The organism is Sutterella megalosphaeroides (assembly GCF_003609995.1).
GTDB classification, from domain to species: Bacteria; Pseudomonadota; Gammaproteobacteria; order Burkholderiales; family Burkholderiaceae_F; genus Sutterella; species Sutterella megalosphaeroides.
Genome location: NZ_AP018786.1, coordinates 75,559 through 95,560 on the forward strand (window position 1 = coordinate 75,559; position 20,002 = coordinate 95,560).

Annotated in this window: 17 protein-coding genes; 8 read left to right on the plus strand and 9 right to left on the minus strand. The window is 64.9% G+C overall.

Annotated elements, in window-relative coordinates:
• Positions 1 to 76: 76 nt before the first annotated feature.
• The 4 genes from S6FBBBH3_RS00355 to S6FBBBH3_RS00370 are packed head-to-tail and all read right to left on the minus strand — an operon-like array spanning position 77 to position 4,721.
• The gene (locus S6FBBBH3_RS00355) at positions 77 to 1,285 is read right to left on the minus strand and encodes an ABC transporter permease (RefSeq protein ID WP_120175844.1); all 1,209 of its coding nucleotides are present in this window, start codon (positions 1,283 to 1,285) and stop codon (positions 77 to 79) included.
• Positions 1,282 to 1,977, minus strand: a complete 696-nt coding sequence (locus S6FBBBH3_RS00360; RefSeq protein WP_120175845.1) for an ABC transporter ATP-binding protein — start codon at positions 1,975 to 1,977, stop codon at positions 1,282 to 1,284. The genes S6FBBBH3_RS00355 and S6FBBBH3_RS00360 overlap by 4 nt, the downstream gene beginning before the upstream one ends.
• Positions 1,978 to 1,992: 15 nt before the next feature.
• Positions 1,993 to 3,276 carry an efflux RND transporter periplasmic adaptor subunit gene (locus S6FBBBH3_RS00365; RefSeq protein ID WP_120175846.1) on the minus strand — a complete coding sequence of 428 codons (1,284 nt, stop codon included), beginning with the start codon at positions 3,274 to 3,276 and terminating at the stop codon, positions 1,993 to 1,995.
• Positions 3,277 to 3,281: 5 nt separating this feature from the next.
• The gene (locus S6FBBBH3_RS00370) at positions 3,282 to 4,721 is read right to left on the minus strand and encodes an efflux transporter outer membrane subunit (RefSeq protein ID WP_120175847.1); all 1,440 of its coding nucleotides are present in this window, start codon (positions 4,719 to 4,721) and stop codon (positions 3,282 to 3,284) included.
• Between the two features lie 207 nt (positions 4,722 to 4,928).
• Between S6FBBBH3_RS00370 and S6FBBBH3_RS00375 the strand changes: the two genes are divergently transcribed.
• The 6 genes from S6FBBBH3_RS00375 to aspS all read left to right on the plus strand — a co-directional run bounded on the left by S6FBBBH3_RS00375 (position 4,929) and on the right by aspS (position 12,362).
• Positions 4,929 to 5,636, plus strand: coding sequence for a response regulator transcription factor (locus S6FBBBH3_RS00375; RefSeq protein WP_120175848.1), 708 nt, complete (start codon positions 4,929 to 4,931; stop codon positions 5,634 to 5,636).
• A 36-nt stretch (positions 5,637 to 5,672) separates the two neighbouring features.
• The gene (locus S6FBBBH3_RS00380; RefSeq protein ID WP_120175849.1) at positions 5,673 to 7,082 is read left to right on the plus strand and encodes a HAMP domain-containing sensor histidine kinase; all 1,410 of its coding nucleotides are present in this window, start codon (positions 5,673 to 5,675) and stop codon (positions 7,080 to 7,082) included.
• 146 nt (positions 7,083 to 7,228) lie between these two features.
• Positions 7,229 to 9,280, plus strand: a complete 2,052-nt coding sequence (gene fusA / locus S6FBBBH3_RS00385; RefSeq protein ID WP_120177761.1) for an elongation factor G — start codon at positions 7,229 to 7,231, stop codon at positions 9,278 to 9,280.
• Positions 9,281 to 9,420: 140 nt separating this feature from the next.
• Positions 9,421 to 9,645 carry an FmdB family zinc ribbon protein gene (locus S6FBBBH3_RS00390; protein WP_120177762.1) on the plus strand — a complete coding sequence of 75 codons (225 nt, stop codon included), beginning with the start codon at positions 9,421 to 9,423 and terminating at the stop codon, positions 9,643 to 9,645.
• 85 nt (positions 9,646 to 9,730) lie between these two features.
• Complete coding sequence (locus tag S6FBBBH3_RS00395) at positions 9,731 to 10,363, plus strand: DUF502 domain-containing protein (protein ID WP_120177763.1); 633 nt, start codon at positions 9,731 to 9,733, stop codon at positions 10,361 to 10,363.
• A 187-nt stretch (positions 10,364 to 10,550) separates the two neighbouring features.
• Positions 10,551 to 12,362, plus strand: a complete 1,812-nt coding sequence (gene aspS / locus S6FBBBH3_RS00400; protein WP_120175850.1) for an aspartate--tRNA ligase — start codon at positions 10,551 to 10,553, stop codon at positions 12,360 to 12,362.
• 143 nt (positions 12,363 to 12,505) lie between these two features.
• On the opposite strand, the gene S6FBBBH3_RS00405 is transcribed toward aspS, so the two are convergent.
• The 5 genes from S6FBBBH3_RS00405 to mtnA form a co-directional block, all read right to left on the minus strand.
• A complete protein-coding gene (locus tag S6FBBBH3_RS00405) occupies positions 12,506 to 13,531 on the minus strand; it encodes a DUF7146 domain-containing protein (RefSeq protein WP_120175851.1) in 1,026 nt (341 codons plus the stop codon).
• Between the two features lie 215 nt (positions 13,532 to 13,746).
• Positions 13,747 to 14,241, minus strand: coding sequence for a hypothetical protein (locus tag S6FBBBH3_RS00410; protein ID WP_120175852.1), 495 nt, complete (start codon positions 14,239 to 14,241; stop codon positions 13,747 to 13,749).
• Between the two features lie 55 nt (positions 14,242 to 14,296).
• On the minus strand, positions 14,297 to 14,545 hold the full coding sequence (locus S6FBBBH3_RS00415; RefSeq protein WP_120175853.1) for a hypothetical protein: 249 nt from the start codon (positions 14,543 to 14,545) through the stop codon (positions 14,297 to 14,299).
• Positions 14,545 to 15,249 carry a class II aldolase/adducin family protein gene (locus S6FBBBH3_RS00420; protein WP_269460462.1) on the minus strand — a complete coding sequence of 235 codons (705 nt, stop codon included), beginning with the start codon at positions 15,247 to 15,249 and terminating at the stop codon, positions 14,545 to 14,547. Before S6FBBBH3_RS00420 ends, S6FBBBH3_RS00415 begins: the two co-directional genes overlap by 1 nt.
• Positions 15,246 to 16,346, minus strand: coding sequence for an S-methyl-5-thioribose-1-phosphate isomerase (mtnA, locus tag S6FBBBH3_RS00425; protein WP_120177765.1), 1,101 nt, complete (start codon positions 16,344 to 16,346; stop codon positions 15,246 to 15,248). Before mtnA ends, S6FBBBH3_RS00420 begins: the two co-directional genes overlap by 4 nt.
• A gap of 238 nt (positions 16,347 to 16,584) precedes the next feature.
• Here mtnA and S6FBBBH3_RS00430 point away from each other — a divergent pair, with 238 nt between their 5' ends.
• Both S6FBBBH3_RS00430 and S6FBBBH3_RS00435 read left to right on the plus strand, forming a co-directional pair.
• Positions 16,585 to 19,065, plus strand: coding sequence for a bifunctional acetate--CoA ligase family protein/GNAT family N-acetyltransferase (locus S6FBBBH3_RS00430; RefSeq protein WP_170143786.1), 2,481 nt, complete (start codon positions 16,585 to 16,587; stop codon positions 19,063 to 19,065).
• A 42-nt stretch (positions 19,066 to 19,107) separates the two neighbouring features.
• Positions 19,108 to 19,890, plus strand: a complete 783-nt coding sequence (locus tag S6FBBBH3_RS00435; RefSeq protein ID WP_120175855.1) for an enoyl-CoA hydratase-related protein — start codon at positions 19,108 to 19,110, stop codon at positions 19,888 to 19,890.
• Positions 19,891 to 20,002 lie beyond the last annotated feature (112 nt).

Sequence of the window (20,002 nt, forward strand, 5' to 3'; positions counted from 1 at the left end):
GGGCGGCCGCGAACAGCTGACAAAAAGGCCCGACGCCGAAGCGCCGGGCCTTTTTGGTTTTCCCGATCGTGCGGGATTATTCGTGTCGAACGGCTTCGATCGGGTCAAGCTTCGCCGCGCGCCGCGCCGGGAAGAACCCGAACACCACGCCCGTAGCGGCCGAGACCGTGAAGGCGAGGATGTTGATGCCCGGATCGAACATGAAGGGCACGTTCATGAGTACGGCGAGGCCCTGCGACGCCCCGAAGGCAAGCAGCACGCCGATCAAGCCGCCCAAGCACCCGAGCATGAGCGCTTCGATCAGGAACTGCATCAGCACTTCGCGACCGAGCGCGCCGATGGCAAGGCGAATGCCGATCTCACGCGTACGCTCCGTGACCGACACGAGCATGATGTTCATGATGCCGATGCCGCCCACGAGCAGACTGACCGCCGCCACGGCGGCGAGAAGCGTCGTCATGATCTGCGTCGTCGAAGCGACCTTCGCCGCGATTTCCGCGGTGTCCATGATCGTGAAGTTGTCGTCGTCCCCGACGGAGAGCGACCGCCGTTCGCGCATGAGGTCGCGGATGGCGCTCTTCAGGCGCTCGCGGTCCGATTCGGCGTTCATGCGGATCATGAGCGCGGAAACGCGCGACTCGCCGAGCAGACGGCGCTGCACGGTTTTTAGCGGCATCACGACGAGGTCGTCCTGGTCGCCCCCCATCGCCGCCGTACCTTTGGTCTTCAAAAGCCCCACGATGCGGCAGGAAAAGCCCCCCGTTCTCAGGTTTTCGCCCACGACGTCGGCGTTCTCGCCGAAGAGTTCGCGGCGGATCGTTCCACCGATCACGCAGACGGCCGCCCCCGAACGCTCTTCGGACTCTTCGAAATAGCGCCCCGCCTCAAGTTCGCGGTTGTCGATCGAAAAGTAGTGGTTGTCCGTGCCGACGACGCTCGTCGACCAGTTGCGGCCGTTCGCCACGATCGTCATCGACTTCGAGGTCTGAGGCGCCACCGCTTCGACCCCCGCCAACTGCGACATGAGCGCCTCGGCGTCCTCGACCTTGAAGTCGGGGGCGCCGACCTTCTGACCCGGCCCGAGACGCATCCCCGGACGCAACATGATCTGGTTGTTGCCGAAGGACTCGATCTGCGTTCGAATGGCGTCCGAGGCGCCGTTGCCGACCGTCACCATCGTGATCACGGCGGCCACCCCGATCACGACGCCCAACACCGTCAGCAAGCTGCGCATCGGGTTGCGCCAAATCTGGCGCATGGCGAGCAGGAATGCGTTCCAAATCATGCCGTCCTCCGATGGTCGTCCCGAATCAAATGCCCGTCCTTGAAGACGATGTGGCGGTGCGCGTACTCGGCCATGTCGGGCTCGTGCGTCACGAGCGCGACCGTAATGCCGTCCTCGGCGTTCAACTCAGAGAGAAGCTCCATGATCTCGACGCTTCGGGCGCTGTCGAGACTGCCCGTCGGTTCGTCGGCAAGCAGGAGTTTCGGACGGATCACGATGGCGCGCGCGATCGCGACGCGCTGCTGCTGCCCGCCCGAGAGTTCCGCGGGCGTGTGATGCGCCCAGTTCGCAAGCCCCACGCGCTCAAGCGCCGCCATGGCCAATTCGCGCCGCTCCCGCCCCGGCAAACCTCGGTAAAGGAGCGGCAGCTCGACATTTTCGAGTGCGGTCGTGCGCGCAAGCAGGTTGAAGCCCTGAAAGACGAATCCGAGGAACTTCCGGCGCAAAAGCGCCCGTTCGTCGGTCGAAAGCTTCTCGACGTGCAGCCCCGAAAAGAGGTACTCGCCCCACGAGGGGCGGTCGAGCGCTCCGATGATGTTCATGACGGTCGACTTCCCCGAGCCCGAGGGGCCCATGATGGCCACGAACTCGCCTTCGTTGATCGTCAAATCGATGTCGTGAAGGGCTACGAACGCGGCTTCGCCCGTGCCGTAGCGCTTCCCGATGCCTCGCAGTTCGATGAGCGGCGTCATCTCCGGTCGCCTCCCTTACTTCGCGGCGGCGCGGCGCTGATCGACCACCACGGCGTCGCCTTCGGCCAGTTCGCCCGAAACGATTTCGGTACGGGCGCCGTCCGTCAGACCCGTCGTCACCCGAACGGGGACGGCCTGACCGTTTCTCAACACGTACACCGTTCGCTCGGCTTCGCCGTGCTGCGTCACGTCCTTGGCGCTCTTCGTGCCGCCCCCGTGAGGACCGCGCATCATCATGGCGGACATGCCCGAGGGGGCCTCCTTTTCGGCGCGCGGCGTAAAGCGCAGCGCCGAATTCGGCACGAGCAGAACGCCCGATTTTTCGGCGGTGAGAATCGTGGCCGAAGCCGTCATGCCCGGGCGCAGGAGAAGGTCCGAGTTGTCGACGTTGAGGTACGTCGTGTAGGTGACGACGTTTTCGGTTTCGGTCGAACCGAAAGCCACCTTCTTGAGTTCCGCGGGGAAGCGACGGTTCGGGTACGAGCTCACCGTGAAGTATGCGGTCTGCCCCGTCTTCACGACGCCGATGTCGGCTTCGTCGACGTCGACGCGCAGCTCGAGCTCCCGCAGGTCCGTCGCGAGCGTGAGAAGCTCGACGGCCTGAAGGCTCGCCGCCACGGCGTAACCCGGTTCGACCGAGCGCGCGAGCACGACCCCGTTGATGGGCGACTTGATCTGCGCCTTTTCAAGGTCGGTTTGCGCGGTCGCAAGCGACGCCTCGGCGTCGTCGATCGCCGCACGGGCCACGTCCACCGAGGCGCTCGCCGTCTTGACGGCCGCCTGCTGCTGGTCCAAGTCCGCCGCCGAGGGCATCTTGCCTTCGGAGAGGCGGTTGAGTTCCTTCATGCGCTTGTAGCGCAGTTCCGCCTCGTTGAGGGTCGCCCGGCTTTCCGCAAGCTGCGCCTTGGCGCTCGTCAGACTCGCACGCGCGCTCGCCACTTTCGCTTCGAGGTTGCGGGTGTCGAGTTCGATCAGCGTCTGACCTTCGACGACCTCGTCGTTCACGTCGACGTTCACCTCGCGGACGATCCCCGAGAGTTCGGAGCCGAGCGTCACGGTACGCATCGGATTGAGCGTTCCGTCCGCGGAAACCGTCACGGAGAGGTTGCCGCGCTCGACCGTTTCGGTGACGTAGGAGGGGCCCGTGCCCGCGTCCTTCGACGCGTACCAGTACCAGCCGCCCGCACCCGCGAGGGCGACCACCGCCCCCCAAACGGCCGCGCGCACGTACCAGGGCCGACGGCGCCCGTCGTCGAGCAGCTCGCGGGCGGTTTTCGTCTGTTTTTCCTTTTCGGTCATGGTTCTTATTCCTTCTTCGATTCCGTCACGTCGTCGGAAGCGCGTTGTGCGGCCGATTTTTCACGTTCGGCTTCTCCGACGGCCCAACCGCCCCCGACGGCGCGGTAGAGCATGATGTAGTTGTTCGCGCGCTCGGCGCGGTTCGAGAGCTCCGTGTCTTCCGCACCGAGCAGCGTTCGCTCGGTCGAAAGGACCATCGTGTAGTCGCCGATCCCGGCGTTGTATTCGAGCTTGGCGAGCGTTGCGGCCGAACGCGCGTGTTCGACGGCGAGGCTCAGGTCGCGCGCGCGTCGCTGCGAGCTCTCGATCCCCGTCAGAGCGTTTTGCGTGTTCTCTAGAGCCGAGAGCAACACGGAGACGTAATTCGCGCGTTGCCGGTCGAGCTCGGCCGCGGCCGTTTCTTCGGCGGCGACGAGCGACCCCCAGTTGAGTACGGGGAGCGTCAGCGCGGCGGCGAGCCCCGCCACGCCGGTGCCGCTCGCACCGAGCGCGCCCACGGTGGCCGCGTCCGTACCGATGTTCCCCGTCAATCCGAGGGTCGGGAACCAGTCGCTCTTCGCGCTTTTGAGCGTCAGAACCGCCCCTTCGAGCGAACGGAGCGCGCTGCGCACGTCGGGTCGGCGTTCGAGCAGTTCGGCGGGCATCATGACGCGCGCTCCGTCGGGCGGCACGGGAATCGCGCCCGAAGCGCCGAAATCCAGGGCGTCGACGGGCTGCGCCGTGAGGCGCGCCAGCGCGTTTTTGTACTGTTCGATGCTCGCTTCGAGTTGAGGCACCCGGGCGCGCGCGGACGCGAGCTGCGTGAGCGCGTCCTCGGCTTCGGAAGCACTCCCCATGCCGGCCCGGTACTGCCAGTCGGCGGTCTTGGCCGTCTCGGCGTAGTTGGCGATACTGCGGCGGGTGATCTCGAGACTCGCTTCGGCCGCGCGCATGTTGACGTACGCCTGTGCCGTTTCCGCGGCCACCATTTCCCGCACGTCGGCGAGCGTCAGTTCGTACGCGCGCACGGACGCTTCTTCCGCAGAAGCGCTGAAGTAGCGCGATCCCGCAAGGTTCAGCGTCCACGAGCCCGAAAGCCCCGCGTCGTAGCCCGTCGTCGTGCGACCGTTCGCCCGGTGGCGATTCGTTCCCGCATTGAGTTCGGCCGTAGGCCAGAGCGCCGCGTTGGCTCGGGTGAGCGAGGCGCGGGCCGCGCGAAGATTCGCTTCCGCTCCGAGCACGTCGGTGTTGGCGGCCTGCGCGCGTTCGATCAGCGCGACGAGCACGGGATCGTTCCAGCGCGTCCAGAAGTCCCGGAAGCTCTCGATTTCACCCGTTTCGACGCCCGCGCTCCACGCGCTCGGCGTCACGTCCCGGGCGAGCTTGTCCGTGTCGGGAGGCGTCACGGCACAACCCGCGGCAAGCAGTGCCGCGAGCGCCGGGAGAACCAGTCGAGTTGTTGTCATGGTGTCCGAATATATCCTTATGAGGCCGCCCGAAGCGTCTGCGGCCGTTTCCACACCTGCATTGTGCAATAGCGTTCCGTCAAGAAACCTTAGCCCTCGTTAAAGTTCCGACGGGCGAACGTAACAAAAAGCTCCGAACGCTTTGTTAAGATCTTCCGAAGACCCCAATCTCGTTCAAATTCCACCCGCATCTTTACATTGCTCGCCATGGACAAAAAGCCCCGACGCATCCTGCTCGTCGACGACGACGTGGAGCTCGTCACTCTGCTTGTCGACTACCTCACCCTCGAAGGCTTCGAAGCGGAAGGCGCGAACGACGGCCCCGACGGTCTTCATCGACTCGCTCTGGGCGACTTCGACTTGGTCGTTCTCGACGTGATGATGCCCGGCATGAACGGCATCGACGTGCTGCGCGAAATCCGAAGCACGAACTCCGTGCCCGTTCTGATGCTCACCGCCAAGGGCGACCCGATCGAGCGCATCATCGGTCTGGAGCTCGGAGCCGACGACTACGTCGCCAAACCCTGCCCGCCGCGCGAACTCGTCGCGCGCATCAACGCGATTCTGAGGCGCGCGAGCCGCTGGGGCACGCCGGGCATGCCCCTCTCGGCCGGTCCCCTCACCATTTCGTCGACCTCCCGAACGGTCACGGCGAACGACCGCCCGATCGACCTGACGACGACCGAATTTTCGCTCCTTGAACTCCTCGCGCGTCAGATCGGCAAGCCCGTCCCGAAGGAAGACATCTACCCGCGCGTGCTCGGCCGCACGATGGGACCGTACGATCGCGCCATCGACGTGCACGTCTCCTCGGTTCGCCACAAGCTCGCGGCCGTCGTCGGCAAAGCCGTCACGATCGACAGCATCCGCGGCATCGGCTACCAACTCGTCGTCCATCCCGACGTCCCCGCATAAGCGCTTCGCGCGCGTTTCGGCCCGAGGTCCGCACTCATGTACTTGCGTCCTTCGTTTCGCAGCCTCTTTTGGAGGCTTTTCGCGGGCCTCACGGTCGTGATCCTCGCAACCGCCGCACTCGTTTCCGTGACGGCGTACCTCACCCGCAAGCAGGACTTCGGCATCGGAACGATCGACTGGCGCGTGAGCGGCCAAAAGTCGGTTGAAACGGCGCTTCTCGCCTACCGATACGGGGGCGAAGCCGGGCTCGTCGACTGGCTGACGAGTCCCTCGAACCACAATCCGACGGTGTATCTGCTCGCCGAAAACGGGCGGGAGCTGAGCGGGCGCCCCGTGCCGCAACTCGCGCTCGAGATGCTCGCCGCTCTGAAGGAAGAGGGGCGGCTCCCCGCCAACGAATCCGACGAAGGGGCCGTGCGTACGATCGAAATCGCCGGCCACCCCTACATGGTGTTCGCAACGCGCACGAACCCGATCCCTCTCAAAATCCGTTTTTTCCCGGGGCAGCTGCGCGGGCTTCCTCTGGTCCTCATCGGCCTCTTGACGACCCTCATCGTCTTCGGCGTCGCCTGGGTGCTCGCGCTCTACTACACCCGTCCCCTGCGGCGGCTCGATCAGGCGATGGAACGCTTCTCGCTCGGCGAATTGAAGACCCGCGTCGAAGCGAGCATCGGGCCCGCGGACGACGAAATCGCCACGCTTGCCCGCGTGTTCGACCAAATGGCCGAACGCATCGAAGGACTCATCGAGAGGCAACGCCGTCTCTTTCACGACGTGAGCCACGAAGTGCGCAGTCCCCTCGCCCGCATCGACGTAGCGCTCGCACTGGCGCGACGCGACCCGGCGCGCGTCGCCCCGAGTCTGGACCGCATCGAAAAGGAAGTCGCCTCCATCGATCGGCTGATCGAGGCGCTCCTTACTTACGCGCGTCTCGAAAACAACGCCGAGTTGCACGAAGCCCCCGTCGACGTCGAAGCGCTCCTCCGCGAAGCGGGCGACAACGCGCGCTTCGAAGCCGAGACCCGAGCCGTACGCGTCGAGACGAACTGGGGGTCGAGCCTTCTCGAAGGCGCCGAGCTGCTCGGCGACGGTCCCGCGCTTCTGCGCGCGATCGACAACGTCGTGCGCAACGCCATTCGCTTCACGCCCGAAGAGGGCGTACTCGCACTCGAAGCGCAATGGCACGATCGAACGCTCGTTCTTCTCTGCCGGGACGAAGGCCCCGGCGTGCCGCCCGAAGAGCTCCCCGATCTCTTTCGCCCCTTCGTTCGGGGCAAGCGCGAATCGACCGGTACGGGGTTCGGCCTCGGGCTTGCGATCGCGCAAAAGTGCGTCGAAGCCCACAAGGGGCGCCTCGAAGCCTCCAACCGCACCGACGGTCGCACGGGCCTCGTCGTACGCTTCACGCTCCCCCTTGAGCGGGCGCCCCGACAGAGCACATCCTGACGAGTCTCTCACCGTTCGCACGCGCGGCGCAAGACTTGCAAACCGCATCTGCGATCTTCGTCAACCCCGTAGTCCTTCTCATGGTCGAACCGTTCGCACAGGCGCAGAATGGTTGAACACGCTTCATCGACTTGAGGAGGATGATCATGAGCAACTACCTCACGGAAAACCTTCGTACCCTAGCGTTGGTAGGACACGGCTCCTGCGGCAAAACGTCGCTGATCGAAGCCATGCTCTACCGCTCCGGCATGATTCCCGAGCTCGGCACCGTCGAGAAAGGGAACACGATGTGCGACAACGATCCGCTTGAAAAGCAGGTGGGTCACTCGGTGCGTCTGGCCGTCGCCCACATCGATACGGCCATGCCCGACCTCACTCCGGTTCGCATCCACGTGCTCGACACCCCGGGGTACTCGGACTACCTCGGTCAGGACCTCTCGGCGCTCGACGCCGTCAAATCCGTGGCTGCGGTCGTCGACGCGACGCAAGGCGTCGAAATGCTCACGCGCCGCATGATGCAGGCCGCCAAGGACCGCAACCTCTGCCGCATGATCGTCGTCAACAAGTTCGAAGATCCCAATGCGGACCTCGTCGGGCTGCTGAAGGAAATGCAGGAAATCTGGGGGCCGGGCGTCCTTCCCATCAACCTGCCGACCAAGAACCGCACCCGCGTGATCGACTGCTTCGACCGCGACGAAGGCGACGCGGACATCATGAGCGTCGAAGAAGTTCACCGCGCGTTCATTGAAAAAATCGTCGAAGAAGACGACGCGATGCTCGAGCGCTACCTCGAAGAAGGGAACGTCGACCCGCGTCTTTTGCATCCGCTCGTCACGAAGGCGCTGCGCGAAGGACACGTGATTCCGGTGTGCTTCGTCTCCGCGAAGAACCTCATCGGCATCCGCGACTTCATGAAGGTGATCATCCGCCATCTGCCGAGTCCGGCCGAAGCCAACGACGCGCTCTTTCTCAATGCCGACGGCACGCCCTTCGTGACGAAGCCCGACAAGGATCTGCCCGTCGTCGCTCAGGTCTTCAAGATCGTGAACGATCCCTACATCGGCAAAATCGGCGTCTTCCGCGTGCATCAGGGCACGATCACGAAGGATTCCGTCCTCTACGTCGACGACGAGAAAAAGCCCGTCAAGGCCGCTCACCCGCTCATCCTGCAGGGCAAGAACACGGCCGAAACGGATCGCCTCTCGCCCGGGGACATCGGCGCTCTCGCGAAGATCGACGAACTCTGCTACGGCTCCGTCATCCACGGCGATCCGGCGCTCACGGGCGTGCACATGCGTCCGATCGACTTCCCGAAGCCCATGTACGGCCTTGCGGTGAAGCCCGCGCGCCGAGGCGACGAAAGCCGCATGAGCGAAGTGCTCGCCAAGATGCAGTCGGAAGATCCGACGATGGCGGTCGACCACGACACGGTGCTCAACGAAACCGTCATCCGGGGCTTGACCGACATGCACGTGCGCTCGATTCTCGACCGCATGAAGATCAACTTCAAGCTCGAAGTCGAAACCGCCGCGCCCTCGATTCCGTATCGGGAAACCGTCTCGGCGCCCGCCGAAGGGCACGCCCGCCACAAGAAGCAGACGGGCGGTGCGGGTCAGTTCGGCGAAGTCTATCTGCGCATCGCGCCTCTGCCGCGCGGCGCCGGGTTCGAGTTCGTCGACGAGGTGAAGGGGGGCGCCATCCCCTACAACCTCATTCCCGCCGTTGAAAAGGGCGTTCGCGAAGTGCTCGACACGGGCTTCGTTGCGGGCTACCCCATCCAGGACGTGCGCGTCACGGTCTACGACGGCAAGAGCCACCCCGTGGACTCGAAGGAAGTGGCCTTCGTCTCCGCGGGCCGCAAGGCTTTCCTCGACGCCCTCGCGAAGTCCGAACCTCAGGTGCTCGAACCGATCGTCCGACTCGAAATCACCGCCCCCGAATCCTACATGGGCGACATCGTCGGCGACCTCTCGAGCCGCCGCGGCCAGGTGAGCGGCACGGAAAACCTGCCGGGCGGGCTCATGGTGATTCTCGGCACCGCGCCGCTCTCGGAACTCGACGGCTACGCCACGCGACTCCACGCGATCACGCAGGGTACGGGCGCCTGGTCGATGGAACTTGAAGCCTATCAGCCCGTTCCCGCCCAGAAACAGGCCGAACTCGCGTCGAAATTCCAACGCAAAGACGAGGAGGACTGAGTTGCACGGTTGTTCGGGGCGCCGCGCGCCGCCCCGAACGACGCACGGGACGCGCCGGGGCAATCATCTCCGGCGCGTTTTCCGTATAATCGGCAGTTCTCACTGGTTCCATGCGGGGCGCTTCGCCGCCCCAGAAAAAGATGCCGATTTACGCTTATAAATGCGCCTCCTGCGGGTTCGAAAAGGACTTCCTGCAGAAGATGAGCGACAAGCCCCTGACGACCTGCCCGAAGTGCGGCAAGGACACGTTCCGCAAAGAGCTCTCCGCTCCTGGGTTCGAGCTCAAGGGGAACGGTTGGGCCGCCACCGACTTCAACGGCGGCCACAAGGCGTTGCCCGCTTCGCACGCCAAACCCGGTAAGTGACGCCCTTCGGGGAGTCTCCGAAAGCCGCGTTCATCGCGCCGTGAAGAGCGCCGAAACGCGGCTTTTTTCTTGTTTGCTCGCCTCAATGCTTAAAAAATACTTCACCGCCGGGCTCCTGCTCTGGATCCCGCTCGCCGTCACCTTCTGGGTGCTCGAAACCATCATCCGCTGGAGCGACTCGATCGTCGAAGCGCTGCCCCCGCACCTGCGTCCCGACGCGTTCATCGGCATGCACGTCCCGGGGATCGGCCTCGTGATGGCGGCCGTCGCCGTGTTCGTCACGGGCATCCTCGCGGCGAACTTCATCGGCCAGTGGGTGCTGCGCCTCTGGGAGGCGTTCCTCAACCGCATTCCCCTCGTGCGCCCGCTCTACTCGGGCGCCAAGCAGATCACCTCGACCCTGCTTTCCGATCAGACGGAAAGCTTCAAGGAGGTCGTGCTCATCGAATTCCCCAACAAGGGCCAGTGGACCTACGGCTTCACCGTGTCGACCCCCTCGGAGGCCACGCGCGCGACGCTCGACATGCCGGACCTCGTCACGGTCTACGTGCCCACGGCTCCGAACCCCACGTCGGGCTACGTGGTGATGACCCGCCGCTCGGCTCTGCATCCCTCCCACGTGACGGTCGACGAAGCGCTGAAATTCCACCTCTCTCTCGGCGTCATGACGCCTTCCGGAACCTCCAAATCGGAGGCGGAACCGACCAAGAAAAGCTAATAGCGCTACACTTGCCGTCATGTGCGTGCCTTCGGCACGCGGCACCGAAACCACGAAGAGCCGCCGAGGCGCCCGGCGCGACCGAGGCGGCCCAGAACACCATTGACGCGAAGGCGGTCTCCGCCTCAACGTTTCCATTTCGTCCCGCACCGTTCTTTCCCGGCGGTGCATTTTTCTCGGAGCAACTATGCGTACCGTGTACTCTGGCTTGGTCGACGAGTCCTTCATCGGCCAGACTGTGACTCTCTACGGCTGGGCTCATCGTCGTCGCGACCACGGCGGCGTGATCTTCATCGACCTGCGCGACCGCGAAGGTCTCGTTCAGGTCGTCTGCGACCCGGACCGTCCGGAAGTCTTCGCCACCGCCGACAAGTGCCGCAACGAATACTGCCTGAAGGTGGTCGGTCTCGTTCGCGCTCGTCCGGAAGGCACGAAGAACGACAACCTCATCTCGGGCGGCGTCGAAGTGCTCTGCCACGAGCTTGAAATCCTCAACGCCTCGGTTACGCCTCCGTTCCACCTCGACGACGAAAACCTCTCGGAAACGACGCGCCTCACGTACCGCGTGCTCGACCTGCGTCGTCCCCAGATGCAGAAGAACCTCCGCCTGCGCTACCGCGCCGCGATGGCCTTCCGCAAGTACCTCGACAGCCACGGCTTCATCGACATCGAAACGCCGATGCTCACCCGTTCGACCCCCGAAGGCGCCCGCGACTACCTCGTGCCCTCGCGCGTTCAGGACGGTTGCTTCTACGCTCTGCCGCAGTCGCCCCAGCTCTTCAAGCAGCTTCTGATGATGGCCGGGTTCGACCGCTACTACCAGATCGTGAAGTGCTTCCGCGACGAAGACCTCCGTGCGGACCGTCAGCCCGAATTCACCCAGGTCGATATCGAAACGTCCTTCCTCAGCATGGACGAAATCCGCGCCATCATGGAAGACCTGATGCGCACGGTCTTCAAGGAAGTGCTCGACGTCGAACTCGCCAACCCCTTCCCCGTCATGCAGTGGGACGACGCCATGGCCAAGTACGGCTCCGACAAGCCGGACCTGCGCGTCAACCTCCAGCTCGTCGAAGTCACCGACATCGTCGCGGACTCGCAGTTCAAGGTCTTCTCGGGCGTGAAGTCCCTGCACAACGGCAAGGTCGTCGCTCTGCGCGTCCCGGGCGCCTGCACGATGCCGCGCTCCGAAATCGACGCCTACACCGAATTCGTCAAGATCTACGGCGCCAAGGGCCTCGCCTACATCAAGGTCAATGAAGCCGCCCGCGGTCGCGAAGGCCTCCAGAGCCCGATCGTCAAGAACCTCTCCGACGACGAACTCGCCCAGATCATCGCCCGCACGGGTGCCAAGGACGGCGACGTCATCTTCTTCGGCGCCGACAAGGCCAAGATCGTTTGGGACAGCCTCGGCGCTCTGCGTCTCAAGATCGGTCACTCCGAATTCGGCAAGTCGACCGGCCTCTTCACGCCGGGCTGGCAGCCCCTCTGGGTCGTCAACTTCCCGATGTTCGAATACTCGGAAGAAGACCAGCGCTGGGTTTCCTGCCACCATCCGTTCACCTGCCCCCTGGACGGCCACGAAGACAAGCTCCTCACGGATCCGGAACACTGCTACGCCAAGGCCTACGACATGGTCCTGAACGGCTGGGAAGTGGGCGGCGGCTCCATCCGCATCCACCGTGAAGAAGTGCAGGAAAAGGTCTTCGAAGCCCTCAAGATCGGCAAGGAAGAAGCCCGTCAGAAGTTCGGCTTCCTGCTCGACGCTCTGCAGTTCGGCGCGCCTCCCCACGGCGGCATCGCCTTCGGGCTCGACCGCATCGCCACGATGATGTGCGGCGCCGATTCGATCCGCGACGTGATCGCGTTCCCGAAGACGCAGCGCGCCCAGTGTCTGCTCACGCAGGCCCCGGCCCCCGTCGAAGAAAAGCAGTTGCGCGAACTGCACATCCGTCTGCGCAACGAGCCCAAGAAGGAACACGATATCGCCGGGCAATAATTCTCGACTTGTGTTATACTAACTACCCCTAGACGTTTTGACGGTTTTCCGTCAAGGCGTCCGGAGGAAAACCGGTTCTTTCTCCACTAGATCGGGCATTAAACGGAGAGAGAACCGGTTTTATTTTTTCTCCCTCCGCGATTTCACTTCGGGGCGCCCCGTTCCTCCCTGCGCCTCAGAACGTCGTTCCAATCCTCCCCCTCTCGCTCGGGTTCGAAAACCTTCACGGCCAGCATCGGATAGTCGCGCTTGAGTCGCCGTGCGAGCTCGTACGCACCCGCAATTCCCGCAAACGATCGATCGTTGTCCGCGTAGACCCGCAATTCGCGCAACCCCTCGGGGAGCGTGCGGAAGCGCTCGTAGCCGCCCACGGAAATCACCGACCACACGGGAACCCCTTCCGTCTCGTGCACGGAAAGCGCGGTCTCGATCCCTTCGGCAAGACACAGGATGCTCGAAGGCGGAAAAAGTCGAACAAACCCTTCGCCGAGTTCGCCCGCCGTCAGCTTCTTCGCCGCCGCAACGGGTGCTTTTTCTCCGGACTCCGTCAGGTACGTGCGATGCAAGGCCGTCATCCGTCCCTCGGGATCCGTGACGCGCGCGAGGAGGGAGGGCCAAACCGACGTCCCCTCCTCCGACCAATAGGGCTCCCGGGCAAACCAGCGCAGCTCGGTGCAGCCGTCGAGATGGCGGATTCCCCGACGGCTCAAGTAGCGCGCGGCGGGCGTGTCGGCCTCAAGGTCGAGCGGCTCGGCTTCGGCCCAGTGCGCTTCGAGGGCCGCAAGGCGGCGTCGCTTCTCGGCTTGAGCCTCCGCGGCCTCGCGACGCGCACGGCGCGCTTCGCTCTGCGCTCCGGGAGAGGACGCAGCCTTCCAGGGCGGAAGCCCCAGGAAAGACTCGATGAATTCGAGCGTTTCGAAAAACGTCCCGTGCCGGAACGACCGCACGAGCCGAATGCCGTCTCCGGCTCCGCACCCGCGGCAAAACCACATGCCGTGGTCGGGCTCGCGCTTGGCGAGAAACGTAAAGCGGTCCGTGCCGCCGCAGAGCGGACACGGACGGTTGGGTTTCGCGAAGTGTCGGGGATCCATACCGGCCGCTTCGAAAATCTGCGGCCAGCGTCCTTCGGCCGCCCGAAAGAGCCGATCGATGCGTTCGCGGTTTTGCATGCGTCATGGGGCGCCCGGCATTTCCTTTGCAAACATCGGGCACGCCGCCTCCTTTCTGAGTCCGAACAACCGTCGGCCGCCTCCGCGGCCCGCGCGACGCTTCGCCCCTCAAAAAAACGGGCGACACGATCGTCGCCCGACTACGTTAACAAATTCCCGGGGAGGCGGTCGGGCCGGCCGGAGCCGCCCTCAGCGCCCTCACCGCCCGCACCCGCTCAGGGCCACCAGTTGTCGCGATCCCGCCAGGGATCGGTCGTGTAACCCACTTCCGTGACGATTCCCTTCGTATCGAACTGCACCCAGCAGGCCATGTAAAAGAACCCCTCGTCGAGGAACCGATACATCCAGGCGGTTTCGTTTTTCAGATGGAATTCGTATTTCTGCGCGCAGGGCCCGAAAAGATCGAACACTTCGCTCTGCGTGGTGACGCCCGGCTTGATGAGCGCAAAATGCTCCCGATCGAGAACATTCTCTTTGGTAACGAGCTTTCCCGAAGCGTCGAACGTGAGCCACCAGACCTCTTGAGCCATCGGCTGCATGGAGTAGACCCAACGCGAGCCGCCCTCGGGGAGCGCGACGCGTGCGTCGGGGGCGCCGAGTTCGGTTTCGACCGCACCTTCGCTCATCGAGAGCTCCATCAATTGCGGATGCGCGCAACCCGCGACGATCAAGGTCGCCGCAACGGCCGCCGCCAAATTTCTCCACTTCATTCTGAACCTCCTCACACGAAACGTGCGTCCGCTCTTCGTCGCTCTTTCAGCTCTTTCAGCGTTTGAGCGACTCGACGGGCGCTTTCTTTTCCTCGTAATCGCACGCGAGCGCGTCGACGAGTTCGTGCATCGCCGCTCGGAAAGCGTCCTTGCCGACGCCGAGCAACACGGCGTCTTCGAACTGCTCCTGCAAAAGTTCGACCGCCTCTTCCCAATTTTCGGCGAGCACCTTGACGGACTCCGTACAGGATACGACGGTACCGTCCGCACGGTACCAGGCTTTGGGCGCGGGAATATCGGCCATCATGCCTCCTTCGAAGCCTGCGGCTGCCCGTAAGTGCGGAATTTGGCGACGATGCGCCGCATTTCCTCGTCGTCGATCAGGCGGGGTTCGCCGAGCTGGCGCACCGTCACGTACTGACGGGCGAGGTTTTCGACTTCGTGGGCGAGTCGCAGCGCCCGCTCCAGCGTGCGTCCGAGCGCGATCACGCCGTGGTGTTCCAAGAGCGCGGCGTCCTTTTCGCGCACGCCCTCGGCCGCAGCCCGAGCCAATTCGGGCGTGCCGAAAGTGGCGTACGGGACGACGTCGACGGAGGTGCCCCCCGCCGCGGCCACCATGTAGTGGAAAGCCGGAATCGGAAGGTTCTGGCACGCGAGCGCCGTCGCAAAGCACGAGTGCGTGTGCACCACGGCCCCCGCGTCGGGACGCACGGCGTAGATGCGCTCGTGCATTTCCCATTCGCTCGAAGGCGCGCGGCGCCCCCGGGCGCGCTTGAGGCTCGGCTCGTCGCCGAAGGGAACGAAAACGAGATCTTCGGGGACGAGCTCGTCGTAGGGGACCCCGGTCGGCGTCACGAGCATCCCGCATTCCCCTTCGGACACCACGCGCGCGGAAACGTTGCCGGACTTGTTGACGTTGATGCCGAGCCGATTCATGGCCCGCGCGGTTTCAATGACCGCCCGGCGGATCGCAACGTCGTCCGCGGGGATCGACACGCTCGTCGTCACGACGCACCTCCTTCGGGAAGAAGCTTGTCGGAAAAGACCGACGTCAGATCGGTGGGCGCCACCACGCCGCGTTCGGTGATGAGACCGGTGACGAAGCGGTTGTGCGTCACGTCGAAAGCGGGGTTCGCGACGGCCTCTTCGACGGGCGCGATCTGCACGGCGGCGATGCGCCCCGTCGAATCGATGCCGCGCACGGAAAGAAGTTCGGACGAAGCTCGGTTTTCGATCGGAATCTGGCGCTTGCCGTCGGTCAACTTCCAGTCGATCGTGGACGAGGGAGCCGCCACGTAGAAGGGCACGTCGTTGTCGTGCGCGGCAAGCGCCTTGAGGTACGTACCGATCTTGTTGGCCACGTCGCCGCGGCGCGTGATGCGGTCGGCGCCGACGATCACGAGGTCGACGTCGCCCTGCTGCATGAGCTGTCCGCCCGCGTTGTCCGCAATGATCGTGTGCGGCACGCCGTGTTGGGCGAGCTCCCACGCGGTCAGGAGCCCCTGATTGCGCGGACGGGTCTCGTCGACCCAGACGTGCAGGGGCGTGCCGCGCTCGAACGCCGCATAAATCGGCGCGAGCGCCGTACCGTAGTCAACGGTGGCGAGCCACCCCGCGTTGCAGTGCGTGAGGATGTTCACGGGGCGACGAAGCTTCTGGTAGAGGTCCGCGATGAGCGGAGCGCCCGCCTCGCCGATCGCGCGGCACGTGAGCACGTCTTCCTGCGTCATCGCTTCGGCAAGCTTCACCGCCGCTTCGAAGCGCAGCGAAGGTTCGCGCGGCAGGAGCGCACCCATCATGCGGTGCACGGCCCACGAGAGATTCACGGCCGTCGGGCGCGCGTTGGCAATGGCGTCGGCCGCCGCAAGCAAAGCGGCGTTTTCCGGGTCTTCCTTCGCGGCGAGCACGACGCCCCACGCCCCGGTGATGCCGATCAGAGGCGCGCCGCGCACGCGCATGTTGGCAATGGCTTCCACGCAATCGCGCCAGTCGTTGAGCACGCGCGTTTCGTAGTGATAGGGAAGCGAAGTCTGATCGACGATCTCGACCGCCGTACCGCCGTCGAGCGATCGAATGCTGCGGGTGGGAATGCCATTGACTTTCATTGGGACAATCCTTGATGGGAGAAAGAACGTGCGGGCGCGCGAGCGCGGAACACCTAGGGGAACCGCGCCGATTCCGCGCAAAAATCCGCCCGCATCGGCGTGTCTTTCAAGTGTAGCAGGGGGCGTCGGACGTGCCTCGTCGGAGAACCCCGACCCGCCCGCCGAAGCAGCCGAACTTCGTTATGCTTGTAAGCACCCTTTTACCTTTGCCCTCACGCGCTCTTTTTCACCCCGCGCCATGGAAAAGTTTTCCCTTCAGCGACTCCTGAATCCCCGCTCGATCGCCGTCGTTGGAGCGAGCGACCGCCCGGAGAGCCGGGGATTTTTCGTCTGGCAGTCGATCTCGAAGAGCCGCAACGGCCGCGCCGTCTGGCCCGTCAACCCGAAGTACCGCTACATCGGGAACGACCTCTGCTACGCGCGCGTCGACGAACTCCCGGGAGCGCCCGACCTCGCCGTCGTCACGCTGCGCTCCGACCTCATCGCCGACACCCTCGAAGCGCTCGCGCGCAAAGGAACGCTCGCCGTCGTCGTCGCCCCCGAAGAGGAACACCTTTTCGTCGAGGGCGAACTCTCGCATCGCATTCACAAGATCGTCCGTCGCACGGGACTGCGCGTGATCGGCCCCGATTCGATCGGCCTCATGTGCCCGCCCTCGGGCCTCAATGCAAGTTACTGGCCCGATACGCCCCGTACGGGCGGCATCGCGCTCGTCACCCAGTCGGCCCTGATCGCCACGGCGCTCCTCGACGACCTCGCGGACGTCCGCACGGGCTTTTCGGGCGTCATCAATACGGGGGCCGACATCGACCTTTCGATTTCGGACTGGATCGAGCACTTCGCCGACGACGCACGGACGCGCGTGCTCGCGGTGCAAATCGAAGGTCTGCGCCGCCCGAGAGCCTTTTACAGCGCGCTTTCCTACGCCGCCTCCCGCAAACCCGTCGTGATTCTGCGTTCGGGCTCGAACGCGGGCCTTTCCGCCGACCGTCTCTCCTGTCACCGTTTCGGCACGCACGCCGGTCGCGGGATCGTCTTCGACGCGCTCGTGCGACGCGCGGGCGCGCAGTGCGTATCGGACTTCCGGCAGTTTGCAAGCGCCGTCGCGGCGCTCGCGTCGTGCCCCGTACCCTTCCTTCGGGGCGACGCCGAAAAGAGCTCGCGCGTTGCGGTGCTCTCGAACGGCACGGGCTTCGCGCTGATGGCGGCCGAAGCCGCGGAGCGCCACGGCATGCACTTGAGCGGCCTTGCGAATTCGACGATTCACGAGTTGCAACGCGCGTTCCCGAGTCCGCAGCTGCCCGTCAATCCCGTGGTGGTCGGCGCGGCCGCAAGCGCCGAGCGCCTGAGCAAAACGCTCGACATCGTGCTCAAGGATCCGTCCGTCGAAGGGGCGCTCGTCACCGTTGCTCCGGGCCCCTCGACGCCCGTCGATCCCACGTTCCGGCTCCTCGCCCAAACGGCGCGCACGACCACGAAGCCCGTCATCCTCTCGTGGGCAAGCGAACGGATTTCGCACGCCGTCCGCGTGCAGCTCGCGCACGCCCCCGAAGCACGCATCGCCGCCGTACGTTCGCCGACGGCGGCCGTGGGCGCCATGGCGGCCCTCTTTCGCGAAGCCCGACTCAAGCACGACAAGCGACGCGTCCCCGTGCTGCAGACGCCCCGTCTTGCCGAGGAGGCGCTCGCGCGCGTCCGTTCGGTCCTCCAAGCGCCCGTCGACGAAGAGCGCATCGCCCTCACGAGCGAAGAGACGCAGCACCTGTGCGAGCACGCGAATCTCGTCGCAACGCACGAGCGGCCCGAGCCCGATCGACCGATTCTCAGACTCGAACTCAACCGCGACGACGTCCTCGGGGCGTACGTGCGCGCGAGTCTCGGCGGCGAATTCGGTGCGGTCTGCACGGACGAAATCGCGGCGCTTCCGCCCCTCTCGCTCGACGAAGCGCTCCGGTGCGTGCGCGCGATCCGCGTCGGCCGTCTGCTCTCCGACGCGGAGGCTCTCGGCGCGGCCCTTGCGCTTGCTCGCCTCGCCGAACTCGGCGAGCGCATTCCCGCCCTCGTCGAAATCGTGCTCGAACATGCGGCAGGCGGCGAACCCAAAGCGTATTTCTGTCGCTCCGCGCGCATTTCCACGACCGATCTCGCAGCCGCGTCGGGCGGCCCGCACCTCGCCGTGTGTCCGCCTCCGGTCGAGTACGAGACGCTCGCGGGCGGAACGCCCGAGGAAACGTATCGCCTGAGAACGCTCGTCGAAAACGATTTCCCCGCGCTGAAGGACTTCGTCGCGAGCCTTTCCGACCAAAGCTTTTTCCTTCGCTTTCACAATTCGGCCCGCCTCTCCGACGAGCGCGTCGCCGCTCTGTGCCGGCTCGACTACGAGCGCGAAACGGCCGTCCTCGTCGAAGCGGTCGACCGCAAGGACGAGACCGTGCGGCGCATCGCCGCCGTGGGCCGCTGGGGACGCACGAAAACGCCCGGGGACGCCGAATTCGGCGTCGTCGTGCACGACCGCGATCAGCGTCGCGGCCTTGCGCGCCTCGTCATGGGCGAACTCGAAGCGCGGGCCGCCCGCGCGGGGCTTTCGACCCTCACGGGGTACGTACTGCGCGGCAACGACGCCATGGACGGCCTCATGCGCGCGCTCGGCTACGCGTCGCAAACGAGCGCGGGCGAAGACACCGTGACCTGGGTGAAGTCGGTCGGCCCGCACCCCTGATAAGATGACGTCGTCCCTTTTTCCTCAGGAATTTGCGAAGTCATGTCCATTGTTTCCAAGCTCGAATTCGGCGTTCTCCGTCTGACGATCCGCCGCCCCGAACGCCGCAACACGATCACCTCCGACATGTTCGCCTCGCTCTCCGAATCGCTTCGGAGCGCCGAAGCGGACCCCGGCGTTCGCGTCGTTCTGATCGAAGGTGAAGGAGCGGTGTTCTCGGCGGGTGCCGACCTTGAGGAGAGCCTCAAAACCCCGGATCGCATCGATCGGGAAATGAGCGACTTCTTTACGGTGCTGCGCCGCTTCCCGAAGCCCGTCGTCGCCTTGGTGGCGGGTCCGGCCGTCGGCGAAGCGTTCGCGATGCTCCTTTACTGCGACCTCGTCTACGCGGGCACGAAGGCCCTCTTCAGCATTCCGGCCGTGGCGCTCGCGCGCACGCCCCGCTTCGGCGTCGCTCACGTGATGACGGCCGCCGCGGGTTACCCGAAGGCCGCCGAAAAACTCCTGCTTTCGGAACCCGTCACCGCCGACGAAGCGGCCTCCATGCGTCTCGTGACCGCCGTAGTCGACGACGACGAACTCGCGCAGACCGTGGCCGCCAAAGCGGCGCGCCTGGCCGTCCTCCCGCCCGAAGCGGTCGCCGAAACGAAGCGCCTCATGCGCGCCGTGCGCGATCGCCAGATCGAAGCGCTCGCCGACGAAGAAGAGGAAACGTACGCGCGACGCGTTCGATCGGCCGAAGCCGCCGAAGCGCTCAAAGCCTTCACGGAAGGCCGCAAGCCCGTCTTCCGCCCCGAAGGGTCGGACGGCTCGGGCGAAGCCTGATTCGTTTGAAGAGCGCACCGTTTCGGTGCGCTCCGCGCGACGCGATCGCACCTAAATGGTGCGCACCACATTGGAGCGGCGTCCCGTTTTCGGGGCGCCGTTTTTCGTTTCT